This is a genomic window from Parvibaculum sp., assembly GCF_046297875.1.
Lineage (GTDB): Bacteria > Pseudomonadota > Alphaproteobacteria > Parvibaculales > Parvibaculaceae > Parvibaculum.
The window spans coordinates 932866-946764 of the sequence record NZ_JBKBHD010000001.1 but is presented as its reverse complement, the minus strand read 5'-3'; the positions used below and the strand labels follow the sequence as shown (position 1 = coordinate 946764).

General features: G+C 63.1%; 13 protein-coding genes. 6 read left to right on the top strand and 7 right to left on the bottom strand.

Annotated features, from left to right (window positions below; all coding sequences use genetic code 11):
- Nucleotides 1-1044 (top strand): DNA polymerase III subunit delta, encoded by a 1044-nt coding sequence (gene holA / locus ACK4FH_RS04685; RefSeq protein WP_409811442.1) that lies wholly within the window; start codon nucleotides 1-3, stop codon nucleotides 1042-1044.
- 230 nt (nucleotides 1045-1274) lie between these two features.
- On the opposite strand, the gene ACK4FH_RS04680 is transcribed toward holA, so the two are convergent.
- From ACK4FH_RS04680 to ACK4FH_RS04655, 6 genes are all read right to left on the bottom strand, one after another.
- Nucleotides 1275-2195, bottom strand: a complete 921-nt coding sequence (locus tag ACK4FH_RS04680; RefSeq protein WP_409811441.1) for a ParB/RepB/Spo0J family partition protein — start codon at nucleotides 2193-2195, stop codon at nucleotides 1275-1277.
- A 227-nt stretch (nucleotides 2196-2422) separates the two neighbouring features.
- Nucleotides 2423-3370, bottom strand: coding sequence for a ParA family protein (locus tag ACK4FH_RS04675; RefSeq protein ID WP_409811440.1), 948 nt, complete (start codon nucleotides 3368-3370; stop codon nucleotides 2423-2425).
- Nucleotides 3339-4019: a 16S rRNA (guanine(527)-N(7))-methyltransferase RsmG gene (gene rsmG / locus ACK4FH_RS04670; protein WP_409811439.1), complete on the bottom strand. Its 681-nt coding sequence runs from the start codon at nucleotides 4017-4019 to the stop codon at nucleotides 3339-3341. The genes ACK4FH_RS04675 and rsmG overlap by 32 nt, the downstream gene beginning before the upstream one ends.
- A 14-nt stretch (nucleotides 4020-4033) precedes the next feature.
- On the bottom strand, nucleotides 4034-5890 hold the full coding sequence (gene mnmG, locus ACK4FH_RS04665) for a tRNA uridine-5-carboxymethylaminomethyl(34) synthesis enzyme MnmG (RefSeq protein WP_409811438.1): 1857 nt from the start codon (nucleotides 5888-5890) through the stop codon (nucleotides 4034-4036).
- Between the two features lie 294 nt (nucleotides 5891-6184).
- On the bottom strand, nucleotides 6185-7492 hold the full coding sequence (gene mnmE, locus ACK4FH_RS04660; protein ID WP_409811437.1) for a tRNA uridine-5-carboxymethylaminomethyl(34) synthesis GTPase MnmE: 1308 nt from the start codon (nucleotides 7490-7492) through the stop codon (nucleotides 6185-6187).
- Between the two features lie 26 nt (nucleotides 7493-7518).
- Complete coding sequence (locus ACK4FH_RS04655) at nucleotides 7519-7803, bottom strand: DUF6489 family protein (RefSeq protein WP_409811436.1); 285 nt, start codon at nucleotides 7801-7803, stop codon at nucleotides 7519-7521.
- An 86-nt stretch (nucleotides 7804-7889) separates the two neighbouring features.
- On the opposite strand from ACK4FH_RS04655, the gene ACK4FH_RS04650 reads away from it, so the two are divergent.
- Together ACK4FH_RS04650 and ACK4FH_RS04645 are read left to right on the top strand one after the other, a co-directional pair.
- On the top strand, nucleotides 7890-9923 hold the full coding sequence (locus tag ACK4FH_RS04650; RefSeq protein WP_409811435.1) for a thioredoxin domain-containing protein: 2034 nt from the start codon (nucleotides 7890-7892) through the stop codon (nucleotides 9921-9923).
- Nucleotides 9924-10355: 432 nt separating this feature from the next.
- A complete protein-coding gene (locus tag ACK4FH_RS04645; RefSeq protein WP_409811434.1) occupies nucleotides 10356-10958 on the top strand; it encodes a hypothetical protein in 603 nt (200 codons plus the stop codon).
- Here ACK4FH_RS04645 and gcvA read toward each other — a convergent pair.
- The gene (gene gcvA / locus ACK4FH_RS04640) at nucleotides 10955-11905 is read right to left on the bottom strand and encodes a transcriptional regulator GcvA (protein ID WP_409811433.1); all 951 of its coding nucleotides are present in this window, start codon (nucleotides 11903-11905) and stop codon (nucleotides 10955-10957) included. The genes ACK4FH_RS04645 and gcvA overlap by 4 nt on opposite strands.
- Nucleotides 11906-12059: 154 nt before the next feature.
- Between gcvA and ACK4FH_RS04635 the strand changes: the two genes are divergently transcribed.
- The 3 genes from ACK4FH_RS04635 (at nucleotide 12060) to ACK4FH_RS04625 (ending at nucleotide 13870) form a co-directional block, all read left to right on the top strand.
- On the top strand, nucleotides 12060-12230 hold the full coding sequence (locus tag ACK4FH_RS04635; RefSeq protein WP_409811432.1) for a hypothetical protein: 171 nt from the start codon (nucleotides 12060-12062) through the stop codon (nucleotides 12228-12230).
- 98 nt (nucleotides 12231-12328) lie between these two features.
- Complete coding sequence (locus ACK4FH_RS04630) at nucleotides 12329-13021, top strand: dienelactone hydrolase family protein (RefSeq protein WP_409811431.1); 693 nt, start codon at nucleotides 12329-12331, stop codon at nucleotides 13019-13021.
- 225 nt (nucleotides 13022-13246) lie between these two features.
- Nucleotides 13247-13870: a LysE family translocator gene (locus tag ACK4FH_RS04625; RefSeq protein ID WP_409811430.1), complete on the top strand. Its 624-nt coding sequence runs from the start codon at nucleotides 13247-13249 to the stop codon at nucleotides 13868-13870.
- Nucleotides 13871-13899 lie beyond the last annotated feature (29 nt).

The window sequence follows — 13899 nt, the reverse complement described above, 5'->3', positions numbered from 1 at the left end:
GTGAAGATCGCGCCCCGCGAAGCCGACCGTTTCGTCGCGAAGCCCGATCCGAAGGCGGTCGCGATCCTCGTCTATGGGCCGGATGCCGGCCTCGTCACATCGCGCATCAAGACCATGATGAAGACGGTGGTGGAGGATCTTGCCGATCCGTTCCGCATTGCCGAACTCTCCGACAGCGACCTCAGGAGCGATCCGGCGCGTCTCGCCGACGAGGCCGCCGCCATTTCCATGCTGGGCGGACGCCGCATCGTGCGGGTGCGCGGGGCAGCGGACGGCCTCACGAAGATTTTCGACGGGTTTCTGGGCGGCCCCGCGGGCGATGCGCTAGTGCTAGTGGAGGCAGGCGAACTCGGGCCGCGGTCATCCCTGCGGCTCCTGTTTGAAGGTGCGGAGAATGCCGCTGCTATTGCGTGCTATGCCGACGACCGGGGCGCGCTGGAAGGCGTGATCCGCACCCGGCTTGCCGCCGAAGGCCTCGCGCCCGAACCGGCGGCGCTGCAATATCTGCTCGACAATCTCGGCTCCGATCGCGGCGTGACGCAGAACGAACTCGAAAAGCTGATCCTTTATGCGGGGCCCGGCAAGCCCGGCGAAAAGCGCGAGGTGACGCTCGACGATGCCCGCGCAAGTGTCGGCGACAATGCGGGCTCAAGCCTCGATGAGGTGATCGACGCGGCGATGGAAGGCAATATGGACAGCCTCGACACGGCCCTCTCGCGCGCCCGCGCCGCCGACACAAATGCCATTGCGATCCTGAATGCGCTGTCGCGCCATCTGACGCAATTGCATCTCGCCGCAGCGCGGATCGAAACCGGGAGCGACATCGACGGCGCGATGCGGGGCTTCCGCCCGCCTGTCCATTTCAGCCGGAAAAACTCCGTACAAAGACAAATACGTGGCTGGAACCGGAAGAAACTCGACCGCGCCCTCGCCCTCGTGCTCGAAGCGGAAATCCAGTGCAAGAGCGCCGGCCAGCCCGACACCGCGATCTGCGGCCAGACGCTTTTGCGGATTGCACAGGGCGCGCGCGCCGGAAAACGCTGAACCGCCGGGCCCCCTCACCCTTCCGCGGGCTAGCGCCCGCTCCCTCCCTCTCCCCTATGGGGAAAGGGAAAGGTGAATTTGTCTAGGTCAGGACAATCTGCATATCTCCCTCTCCCCTTCGGGGAGAGGGAAGGGGCCCGCCGGCGCGAAGCGGTGGTGGGAAGGGTGAGGGAAGCGGCCAGGTTCTGCGCTCGCGAGAGCGGGGCCACTCCTCCGTATCCGGACGATCCCTAGTGCTGCATCTTCTGCGCTGGGCGGCCGGCGAGACGGCGGCAGATCTCGTCGAGCTGTTCGAGCGTCTTGTAGGCGATTTTCACCTCGCCGCCCTTCTCGCCCGAATAGGAAATCTCGACCTTGAGGCCAAGCTGGTCGGAAATGTTTTTTTCCAGCGCCAGCGTGTCGGCATCTTTCTCTGCCTTCGGCAGCGCCTTGGGCTTCGTGCCCGCATGCGACGGCGCCTCGGCTTTCCGTGTCAGCGCTTCCGCCTCGCGGGCCGACAATCCCCGGGCGACGATCTCGCGCGCAAAATCCTCGGCCCGCTCATGGCCGATCAGCGGCCGCGCCTGACCGGCCGTGAGCTTGCCTTCCTCGATCAGCCCGCGCACGCCATCGGGCAGCGAGAGCAGCCGCAGCGTATTGGCGACATGGGAACGGCTCTTGCCGATCAGCTTCGACAGCTTCTCCTGCGTGTAATCGAACTGCTGCATCAGCCGTTCATAGCCCGCCGCCTCTTCGACGGCGTTGAGATCGGCGCGCTGCACATTTTCGATGATTGCGATTTCGAGCGATTCGGCGTCGCTCAGTTCCTTGACGATCACCGGCACCTGATGGAGCTGCGCGGCCTGGGCCGCGCGCCAGCGCCGCTCGCCCGCGACGATCTCGAAGGCATTTGCCTCACCGGCAACGGGCCTGACGACGATCGGCTGCAGGATGCCCTTCTCGCGCACAGAGTTGGCGAGGTCTTCAAGATCCTCCGGCCGGAAGGTGTGGCGCGGCTGGAAGGGGTTGGGCCGCAGGAACTCGATCGGCACCTCGCGCACGCCGCGCGGGGCAGGCGCTTCCCTGTCGCCCAGCGCAAAGGCGGTGTCCTCGCCGATCAGCGCCGCAAGACCACGTCCGAGCCGGCTGGGTGTATCCTCTGCCATTGCCATCGCTTCCCTTCCAATGCCTTCCGTCAAGATCCTGTCCGCCTCTGGCCGCCACTCTAGCACTTTTGACCGCACATCCGGTAGCGCCGGCCCTACCCGCCAACAATGGCGGAAAATTCGGGTTTCGCGGCCTCCAGCCCTACCTCGTATGACCCATTTTCAAATGGTTTCAAACGGTTAAGAGATTTTCTTCAGACGGGTCAGCCCCCTGCCCTGACGAATCCCGAAAATCATGCCGCCGAACGGCGGATCGCCCGCTCGCGCTGGATCATTTCCGCCGCGAGTTTCATATAGGCCTTGGAGCCGGCGCAGCGATGATCGTAGACCAGCGCCGGCTTGCCATAGGACGGCGCTTCCGAGATGCGCACATTGCGCGGAATGACCGTGCGATAGACCTTGTCGCCGAGATGGGTGCGCACATCGCTCGCCACCTGATCCGACAGCTTGTTGCGCTGATCGAACATGGTGAGCACGATGCCCTGAATTTCGAGCCGCGGATTGAGGCTGGTCTTGACCCGCTCCACCGTGCGCAGCAACTGGCTCAAACCTTCCAGTGCGAAGAACTCGCATTGCAGCGGCACCAGGATCGCATCCGCCGCCGTCATCGCATTGATGGTGAGCAGGTTCAGCGAGGGTGGGCAGTCGATCAGCAGATAGGAATAGGGCCGTGCCGTCATCGCCTTTTCGGCATCGCTCGTCTCGCGCTGCTTGCCATTGCGCGGCATCCGCGCCAGCGCATCGCGCAGCCGGTGCGAGCGGCGCTGCACCGTTGCAAGCTCCAGCTCGGCGCCAAGCAAATCCATCGTGGACGGAACAATATCGAGGCCGGGCACTTTCGTCGGCACCACCGCATCTTCAATAAGCGCAGCACCGATCAGCACATCATAAGCCGACACCTTGCGTTCCGCCGTCGTGATGCCTAGGCCCGTGCTGGCATTGCCCTGCGGGTCGAGATCGACGATCAGCACGCGCTCGCCGACAGCGGCAAGTGCGGTGCCGAGATTGATGGCCGTGGTTGTCTTGCCGACGCCGCCCTTCTGATTGGCGACGACGAGAATGCGCGGACGATCCGTGGACGGAGCAACAAGCCGGTCCGACCCGGTAGTGCCTTGCGTGGAAGGAATGGAAGCGGCTGCCTTTGCCGCGTCAGCTACCAGCGTCTTGTCGGTCTGATCCATGGAGGCCTCTCACCTTCAGCACGGAACCGCCGGGGTCCGACTGACTGGGGGAATGTTCAGCCTCGAATATCCATTGTTTCCGGGCTTCGGTCAATTCGTCCTGTAGTCCTTGCCCCTTCAAAAAGAGGCCCAGCGTGGAGGGGCCGAATAGCGGAGCCGCCCAGCCGAACAGCCGGGGCAGCGGCGCCAGCGCCCTGGCCGAAACCACATCGAAAACCCCTGCCCCTTCGGTAAAGGCCTCGATCCTCGCATTATGGACCTTTGCGGGCGCCCCTGTCACGCGGATCACCTCCCGCATGAAGACGCATTTCCGCTGGTCGCTTTCGACCAGATGCATCTCGAAACCGGGCCTCTCCCTGAGCAGAATGGCCACGACCAGCCCCGGAAATCCGCCACCGGAGCCGAGATCGGCCCAGCGCAGCGCCCCATCGGGCGCGAGTCCCGCCAACTGGGCAGAATCGAGCATATGACGTCGCCAAAGCTCCTCCAGCGTCGCCGCCGAGACGAGATTTATGCTTTTCTGCCACTTCCGGAGCAGAGACTCGTATTGCGTGAGCAGGGCAATTGTTTCACGTGAAACATGTGTCGCGGCGGAAAAGGATTCCGCATCAATGACTTGGGAGCTACCGGACACTATATGTTGGGCCATACTAGATGTAGGCCTCAAGCTGTGCGCTTTTGTTTCACGTGAATCATTAACGTTGTGAGCGCCGCCGGGGTCACGCCGTCCACCCTCGCCGCCTGACCAAGCGTGGCCGGCCGCGCCGCTGCCAGCTTCTGCCGCACCTCAATGGAAAGCCCCGAAATAGCCGAATAATCGATGCCAGAAGGCAGCGTCAGCCCCTCATCCTTGCGGAAAGCCCTGATATCGGCCTCCTGCCGGTCGAGATAGCCCGAATACTGCGCCTCGATCTCCACCTGCTCGGCGATATGGGGCTCAATCGCCTGCAAATCCGGCCAGATCGCCCCAAGCCGCGCCATATCGACATCCGGATAGGCCAGCAGATCGCCCACGGAGCGCGCAACACCGTCCTGATTGACCTTGAGCCCCTGCCGGGCAAGTTCGCTCGGTGACGCGGACAGCCCGCCACACAGCGCCCGCGCAGCCTCCAGAGCCACTTCCTTGGCCTGGAAAGCCTCCGCCCTCGCCTCGCCCACGACGCCCGCGGCAATCCCCGCCCCGGTCAGCCGCTGATCGGCATTATCGGCCCTGAGCGTCAGCCGGTATTCGGCCCGCGAGGTAAACATGCGATAGGGCTCGGAAACACCCCGCGTGATAAGATCGTCGATCATCACGCCGGTATAGGCTTCCGCCCGGTCGAGAATGAAGGGATCGGAGCCCTTGGCGGCCAGCGCCGCATTGAGGCCCGCTACAAGACCCTGCGCCGCCGCTTCCTCATAGCCCGTGGTGCCATTGATCTGGCCCGCAAGATAAAGCCCCGGCAGCTTCCTTGCTTCGAGCACCGGCGTCAGTTCCCGTGGGTCGATATAGTCATACTCGATGGCATAGCCGGCGCGCTTCATCGCGACCTTCTCAAGCCCAGGAATGGTCTTGAGGAAGGCAAGCTGCACCTCTTCCGGCAGCGCCGTCGAAATCCCGTTCGGATAGATCGTGTCGTCGTCGAGCCCTTCCGGCTCAAGAAAAATCTGGTGGCTGTCCCGCTCGCGGAAGCGCACCACCTTGTCCTCGATGGAAGGGCAATAGCGCGGCCCCACCCCTTCGATCCGGCCCGCATAGACCGGGGAGAATTTCAGGTTCTCCTCGATGATCCGGTGCCCTGTTTCGGTCGTCCGCGTGATATGGCAGGAGACCTGCGGCGTCGTGATCTCCCGCGTGAGGAAGGAGAACGGCACCGGCGGATTGTCGCCCGGTTGCTCCTCGAGCGAGGCCCAATCGATACTGTCCGCCGCAAGCCGCGGTGGCGTCCCGGTCTTGAGGCGGCCGCGCTTGAGGCCGAGCCCGTAGAGACGGTCGGACAGGCCGAGCGCCGGCGCCTCGCCAACCCGGCCCGCCGGAATGCGCTCTGTCCCAATATGAATCATTCCCCGGAGGAACGTGCCCGTGGTCAGCACCACGCACCGCGTGCGGAACTGGCGTCCATCCTCGGTGATGACGCCCCGCACCTCCCCGCCCTCGACCATGAGATCGGAGACACCACCCTCGATCACCTCGAGATTGCGGTGATTGAGGATCGCCTCCTGCATCGCCTGCCGGTAGAGCTTCCGGTCGGCCTGGGCGCGGGGGCCGCGCACGGCCGGGCCCTTGCGCCGGTTCAGCAGCCGGAACTGGATGCCAGCCGCATCGGCGATCCGCCCCATCAGGCCGTCCAGCGCATCGACCTCGCGCACCAGATGGCCCTTGCCAAGCCCTCCGATGGCAGGGTTGCAGGACATCTCGCCGATGGTCGCGATCTTGTGGGTGATGAGCGCCGTCCGCGCGCCTGCCCGCGCGGCGGCAGATGCCGCCTCGCAGCCCGCATGGCCGCCGCCGATCACGATCACATCGAATTCGCGCGTCATCGATAACACCGAAGGAGGAGAAATGCCAAAAAAGCAAAAGTGCTTGTGGCCGTAGGAACGGATTCACGGGCCAGATTGCGCAGAGCAATAACCGCCCTCGCATCCCGCGTCAAACTTTTCCACAGAGTCGAATCACGATTCCACCAAGTTGAGGATCCTCCCGCAAGTGCTTGTCAAGGAATCAGATTCGGTGATTCCTCATGTTTCACGTGAAACAGCGCGCCCCTCACCCTTCCCTCTCCCCTCCGGGGAGAGGGAGGGAGCCGTCGCAGACGGCGGAAGGGTGAGGGGCCTTCACTTCCCGATGCAGAAATCGCGAAAGATCACATCGAGCAGGTCTTCCACATCGACCCGCCCCGTGATCCGGCCGAGCGCCCGCGCCGCGAGCCGCAAATCCTCCGCCACCAGCTCCGCATCGAGCCCGCGCCCGAGGGCCTCCCCCGCCCGGTCGAGCGACACCATGCAATCGCGAAGCCCCTCGCGGTGCCGCGCCCTTGTGATGACGGGATGCTCGCGCGCCTCAAAGGCTGCGCCGATCCGATCTTGCAGCGCCGCTTCCAGCCGCTCAAGCCCCGCCCCCGTCAGCGCCGACACGCCAATCGCACCCGCCGGAACCTCGCCCGCGAGATCGAGCTTGTTGAAGACGCGGATATCGTCCCCCCGCGCCAGCGCGAAATCGCCGCCCGCATCTGGCGCCGCGACGACAATGCGGAGGTCCGCCGCCTCCGCCATTGCGAGCGCGCGGCGCACCCCTTCCCGCTCGATTTCGCCACCCGCCTCCCGAAGGCCCGCCGTGTCGGCCAGCGTCACCGGCACACCGCCAATATCGAGCCGGACTTCGAGTACATCCCGTGTCGTCCCGGCCTCGCCGGAGACGATCGCCGCGTCGCGCTTTGCGAGCCGGTTGAGGAGGCTCGACTTCCCCGCATTGGGCGGCCCGACAATGGCGACCTCGACACCGTCGCGAAGCCGCTCGCCCTTGCCGCCATCATTGAGATGGGCGGCAATCTCCGCCGCCAGCGCGGCAATCTCCGGCCCGAGCTTTTCAATGAGATCCCCCGGCACTTCCTCATCGGGAAAGTCGATTTCGGCTTCGGCATAGGCCAGCGCCTTCATCAGCCGCGCGCGCCAACCCTCGTACAGGCTCCCAAGCGCGCCTTCCATCTGGCGGAGCGCCTGGGCGCGCTGCGCCTCCGTCTCGGCATCGATGAGATCGGCAAGCCCTTCGACTTCCGTGAGATCGAGCTTTCCCGCCTCGAATGCGCGCCGCGTGAACTCGCCGGGCGCCGCCGCCCGCAAGCCTTCGATCTTCGCAAGCGCCGCGAGCACCGCGGCCACGACAGCGCGCCCGCCATGCACGTGAAACTCCGCGACATCCTCGCCTGTGAAACTGTGGGGCGCCTCGAAGAACAGAAGGAGTCCCCGGTCGAGCGCGGCGCCGGTTTCGGGGTCGCTGAGCCGCCGCAGTTCCGCGGCGCGCGGCCGCCCCGGCCCGCGCCCGGTCAGCGCGGCGACAGCACGGCGCACATGCGGGCCCGAAAGACGCAACACGGCAATGCCGGCGCGTCCCGCCGCAGACGACAGGGCGTAAATCGTTTCCACTCCGAATCGATCCGTTGCTTGTGCGCCTAGGATTCTTTCTTCGCGCCGTCTTTTTTCGCAGCCGGTTTCTTGGCTCCGCCCATCGCCGTCTGCGCCATGCCCCAGAGCAGGCTCTGGAACTGCTCGAGCCCCTGCGCGCCCACCGGCATGATCGCCTTCGCGATCTGCTCGGGATCGACATAGGACATGTTGGACGCCATGCGCTTTTCAAGCTCTGCGATGAGGCGCTGCTGCATCGGTTCGAGATCCGGCAGGCCCATCAGCCGCCGCGCTTCGACGGGCGTCAGTTCGACATCGATTGTGACTTTCATCGCCTTATCTCTTTCTCGACGGGGCCGCACTTATGGCCCACATTGCCGCAACAAATATTGCCCAAGTGAACCGTCCGAAAGCCCTCATGTCACGAAATTTCCTGCGCGACGAAACGAGCCCCTATCTCCTCCAGCACGCGGACAATCCGGTGCATTGGCGGCCCTGGGGCGAAGAGGCGCTGAACGCGGCGAGCAAGGAGAAGAAGCCGATCCTGCTATCGGTCGGCTATGCCGCCTGCCACTGGTGCCATGTCATGGCGCATGAAAGTTTCGAGGACGAGGCGACGGCGGCCGTGATGAACGAGCACTTCGTCAACATCAAGGTCGATCGCGAGGAGCGGCCCGATATCGACGCGATCTATATGTCGGCGCTCCATATGCTCGGGCAGCAGGGCGGCTGGCCGCTGACCATGTTTCTGACGCCGGATGGCGAACCCTTCTGGGGCGGCACCTATTTTCCGAAGGAAGCGAATTACGGCCGTCCCGGCTTCGTGCAGGTCTTGCAGGAAATCTCGCGCATCTTCCGCGAGGAGCCGGCCAAGGTATACAAGAACCGCGCGGCGCTGACAGACGCGCTGAAGAAACAGGCCGAGACGGCGCGGCCCGGCGAGCCGACACCCGAAGTGCCGGTGATCGTGGCGGAGAAACTTGCGGAGATCATGGACCCTGTTCATGGCGGTATTCGCGGCGCACCGAAATTCCCGCAAGTGCCCCTTCTCTCGCTTCTCTGGCGCGTTCATCTGCGCACGGCCCGCGACGATTTCGCGGCGCCCGTGCTGCGCGCCCTCGACCATATGTCGGAAGGCGGCATTTACGACCATCTGGGCGGCGGCTATGCGCGCTATTCGGTGGACGAGTTCTGGCTCGCGCCGCATTTCGAAAAGATGCTCTACGACAATGCCCTGCTGATCGACCTGCTGACGCTCGCCTGGCAGGAGACCCGGAAGCCGCTTTACGAGCGCCGCATCCGCGAAACGGTCGAATGGCTGGCGCGGGAAATGACCGTGGAAGGCGGCGCCTTCGCCGCATCTCTGGACGCCGACAGCGAAGGCGTCGAGGGCAAGTTCTATGTCTGGTCCGAAGCCGAGATTGACAATCTCTTCACGCCGGCAGAAGCCGGCCTCTTCAAGGCGGCCTACAACGTTTCGGCCGAGGGCAATTGGGAGGAGACCAATATTCTCAATCGGCTCGCCCGCGCCGATGCGCCGCTGACGGCCGAAGAAGAAGCCGCACTCGAACCGTTGAAGGCGCGCGCCTTCGTCGAGCGCGATCTGCGTGTCCATCCGGGCTTCGACGACAAGGTGCTGGCCGACTGGAACGGGCTGATGATCGCCGCCCTTGCCCGCTCGGGCGCCGCCTTCAATGAAAGCGAATGGGTGGAAATGGCGGCATCCGCCTTCCGCTTCGTGATGGGCACCATGCGAATTGATGGCCGCCTGCACCACGCCTGGCGCGAGGGCCGCTTGCAGCACCTCGCCATGGCGGACGATCTTGCCAATATGGCCGATGCCGCATTGGCGCTTGCCGAGGCGACCGGGGACACGGCATATGTGGCCGATGCCGAAAGCCTGATCGCGGAACTCGACGCGTGGTACGCCGACGCGGTGAATGGCGGCTATTTCTTCACCGCCTCCGACGCCCCTGCCCTCATCATCCGTAGGCGGACGGTTTCGGACGATGCAACGCCTGCCGCAAACGGCGTGCTGCCCGGCGTGCTGACGCGGCTCGGCCTGATGACCGGGAAGGACGAATATCTCGCAAAGGCCGACGCGCTCATCCGCGCCTTTGCCGGCGAGTTGCAGCAGAACATCTTTCCCTTGGGTAGCTTCATCGCGAGCCTCGACACGCGGCTCCGCCCGGTGCAGGTGGTGCTGATCGGAAGCGCGGAAGAAACCGCCCCCCTCGCCCGCGCCGCCTTCTCCGTCTCCTGCCCTGCCCGCGTTTTGATGCGCGTCGCGGACGGCGCGTCGCTCCCCGCCTCCCACCCGGCACAAGGCAAGACGGCGGTGGACGGCAAGCCGACCGCCTATGTCTGCGCCGGAGAAACCTGCTCGCTCCCGGTCACGGATGCGGCCGCGCTGATCGAGGAAATGAAGCGGGGGATATTTTATTCGTCATAATATGTTGCTAATTCGTTCTAAATGTGCAGTCTGGAACGTCCGCACCAAAATGACGAACTATAGACGCGTTTATTTTCAATGTGTTAAGGGGTGCTCCCTTGACGAGATATTAGCAAAGAGAAACGATGATGATAGGTCAGCGTAAGCTGTGAAGGATTGACCATTCGCGACATTTCGTGTAAACGCGTCGCCTTTGCGAATCAGGATGACCAAATGTCTTTCTCCGCCGTTGTAGATAAGGTTCTGTTTAGGGGCTACGAAGCTGCGAAGAAGAAGGCTTCGCAGCGCATAGTCGCGCGCCAGTCTCGCGGAAACATATCGACGCAGAATGGGTGGTATATGTCCGCGGAAAGACTTTATCGCGCATCAAAGGCCGCCGATAAAGACATTGAGCATCTGCGCAAACTCACCCGAGCAGCTTCTTAATCTTCCATGACGTCGCAGCAAGACATTGAAGCGGCGCTCAATGAGCTTTGCGAAGAATGGAACAAAGCCGAAAGCGCAATAAAGCTCGCTGAACAGGTAAACGGGGAAATCGTAAACCCCGCCATTTATGAACTGCGATACGCGGGCCGAAGAGTAGTAGAAGCTCTCCCCAAACGCGAAAAAGACCGCGACACAGCCAAAAAGCTGCTTGACGATGCACATTTCGATTGCTGCCGCGCTCGCCATGATGCAATCGATGCTGCAACTTCAAAAATGACGGCTGATCTCCGGATAGCTATTGATCGCATCGGAGCAGATGTCGTTTTAGATAAGTTTCGTGATCTCCCAAAACTGTTGGCAGAATTGAGCAAGGTTAGGAAACTGATCGCAACCTCTCGAGAAAACCGGAACGACAGAGACGCGATATACGCCACGATTCAGGATAACAACCTCGTCGATATTGTGAGAATGTTCGATGAGTTCCAGGCAAGCGAAACCGTGCTCAAAGCCGCTGCGGCACGAATTCGAATAAGTCGCTTTATCAGTTACGGCTTTGGTGTTCTGGGTATAACGCTCACCATCGTATTTGGCATTTTATCTCTAGCTTAAGGTCGCCCTGCCTTCCGGGCGGATGCCAGCGGCTCCGGCGGGTTCGGATGCTCCGGGCTCCCGAGGCCCGCTTCCGCGCGGATCCAGCGCCAGAAGGCATGGACCTTCGACTTCTTCAGGCTCCCTTCGGGATAGACGAGCCAATAGCCTTCCTCATCCGGCATCTCCATGTCGAAAAGACGGATCAGCTTACCTTCCGCGAGATCAGCCATGGCGAGCGTGTCATTGGCAAGCGCAACGCCTTGGCCGCCGGCCGCCGCCTGCAGCGCCAGCGAGGCCTCGATGAAAAGCGGCCCGCGCGCCGCCCAGCGCGGATTTTTCACGCCCGCCTGTTCGAGCCAGTTCACCCAGTGCTGCATCGTCTCTTCGTGGAGCAGCGGATAGGATTTGAGGTCTTCGGGCTTGCGGATCGGGCGCTTCGGGTCGATGAGCAAGGGTGAGCAGACCGGATAGACGGTCGCCTCGAACAATTTTTCCGACACCACATCCGGCCAGCCGCCCAGCCCGTAGCGGATGCCGAGATCGACATCCTCGCGCGCGAAATCGACGACATCGGAGGAAGGCAGCAGCCGGAGCTCGATCTCGGGGTGCGCGCGGTTGAACTTGCCGAGCCGGAGCACCAGCCAGCGCGCCGCAAAGGACGGTTCGACCGAAACGGTGAGCGTCGCGCTGTCCCTGGCGCCGGCCAGCGCCCAGGCTTCCGCCATCTGGTCGAAGCCGGCCGAGAGCACCGGCAGCAGCTTACGCCCCCGGTCGGTCAGTTCGACATGCCGCCCCGTGCGGTGGAACAGCGCCGCGCCGAGTTCCTCCTCCAGCGCCCTGATCTGATGGCTGACCGCTGCATGGGTCACGTTCAGCTCCCGCGCGGCTTGCGAGAAACTGCCATGCCTCGCCGCCGCCTCGAAGGCGCGCAGGGCTCTGAGAGAAGGCAGGCGGCGGGTGGCCATATATTAGTTTTTCTTACAACTGCGGTGCAAAAAGATCGTTTGAGTTATGGCAGGCGAAAGCGCATATCAGCGCCATAGACCAGACTAAAACAGGATACACGGGCCGAGGCAGCAGGATAACCCCCTCCCTCCCCGTGACAAAACGGTGAATTAAATGAACATCCTTGCCAATTATGCCACGAGCTATGTGAGCGCCTTCGATGTCGCTCTCTCCGCTCGCCGCGAAGACGCCGCCAAGGGCGACGGCAAGATCGAAGCGCGGACGCAGAGCCGTCTCGCCAAACTTCTCTTCCCTTCGCGCCATATGGAAGCCGGCGCCGCCTGACAAGGCGCCACGGATTTCGCTGCACATCCCTCGCATCGGGGGACCGGGACCGTTAGAGTCCCGGTTCCGATATTCCCCGATACTCAAGGAGGTGCGCAGTGAGCGGCGAAACCATCACGATCAAGGGCCCCGACGGCAGCTTTTCCGGCTATCTGTCGAAACCGAAATCCGGAACCGGCCCCGGTGTCGTGGTCATCCAGGAAATCTTCGGCGTCAACAAGGTTATGCGCGAACTGTGCGACTGGCTGGCCGCAGAAGGCTATGTGGCACTCTGCCCGGATCTCTTCTGGCGGATCGAGCCCGGCATCGACATCACCGACCAGAGCGAAGCCGAATGGAAAAAGGCCTTCGATCTCTTCGGCAAGTTCAATGTCGATCTCGGCGTCAGGGATATCGCCACCACCATTTCAACGCTGCGCCCCATGACATCGGGCAAGATCGGCGCCGTCGGCTACTGCCTCGGCGGCCAGCTTGCCTATCTCACCGCCTGCCACACGGATGCGGATGCGTCCGTCGGCTATTACGGCGTCAACATCCAGAACCGCCTTGCCGATGCGAAGGGGATCAACGCGCCGCTGATGCTTCACATCGCGGGCAAGGATGAGTTCGTGCCGCCGGAAGCGCAGGAAGCGGTGGTGAAGGGCCTTCACGACAACCGCCATGTCACGATCCACCGCTACCCGGCCATGGACCACGCCTTTGCCCGTCCCGGCGGCGCGCATTACGACAAGGCAACGGCCGAGGAGGCGAACGACCGCACGCTCAAATTCTTCGCCCGGCATCTGGGGTAGCTGCATTCAACCTCTCTCTTCCCACCCTCCCCTTGAGGGAGGGTCGAAAAATTCAAACGCAGTGCGGAATTTTTCGGGGAGGGGGCGCGGTGCCTGCCGCGATGAGCATCGATAGAGGATACGTTCGGGGAGAGCGGAGTCCCCCTCCCCGAACGAGCTGCCGCTCGTTCGACCCTCCTTCAAGGGGGGTAAAGTCTCGCCGGTTTTCAACGTGAGTGACGCATCTTGTCTCTCGAACTCTATCTCGGCTTCATTGCCGCAACGCTCATCCTCTGCGTCATGCCGGGGCCGGTGGTGACATGGCTTGTCGCCTGCGGCATCGCGGACGGGCCGCGCGCTGCGCTGACGGGCCTTGCCGGCACATCGAGCGCGCTGCTCGTTCATATGGCGCTGGTTCTTGCGGGCCTCGCGCCGCTTCTTGCTGCACTCGGTCCCTGGGCCGATGCCGTGAAACTGATCGGCGCAGCCTATCTCGTCTGGCTCGGTGTGCAGGCCTTCCGCGCGCCTTATGAAGATCCGGAACTTCCCGAAGCCGTGAAACGCAAGGCATCGGCACAGACGCTTTACCGGCGTGGCTTCGTCATCGGCGTCACCAATCCGAAATCGCTCGCCTTCTACGCCGCTTTCTTTCCGCAATTCGTCAGCGCGTCTGCGCCTGCCGGTCCGCAGCTCGTTATTCTCGCTGTCACCTTCGTCGTGGTTGCCACCTTGTCGGACGGCACATTCGCGGTGATGGCGGGCAAGCTCGCGCCTTATCTGAAAGGCGCGCGCGCACGGAAAATCAGAAACCGGATCACCGGCAGCGTGCTTGTCGCCTCTGGCGCCGCGCTCGCGATTGCACGCCGCTGATCTATCGGAAAACAGGAACGGGAGACGAC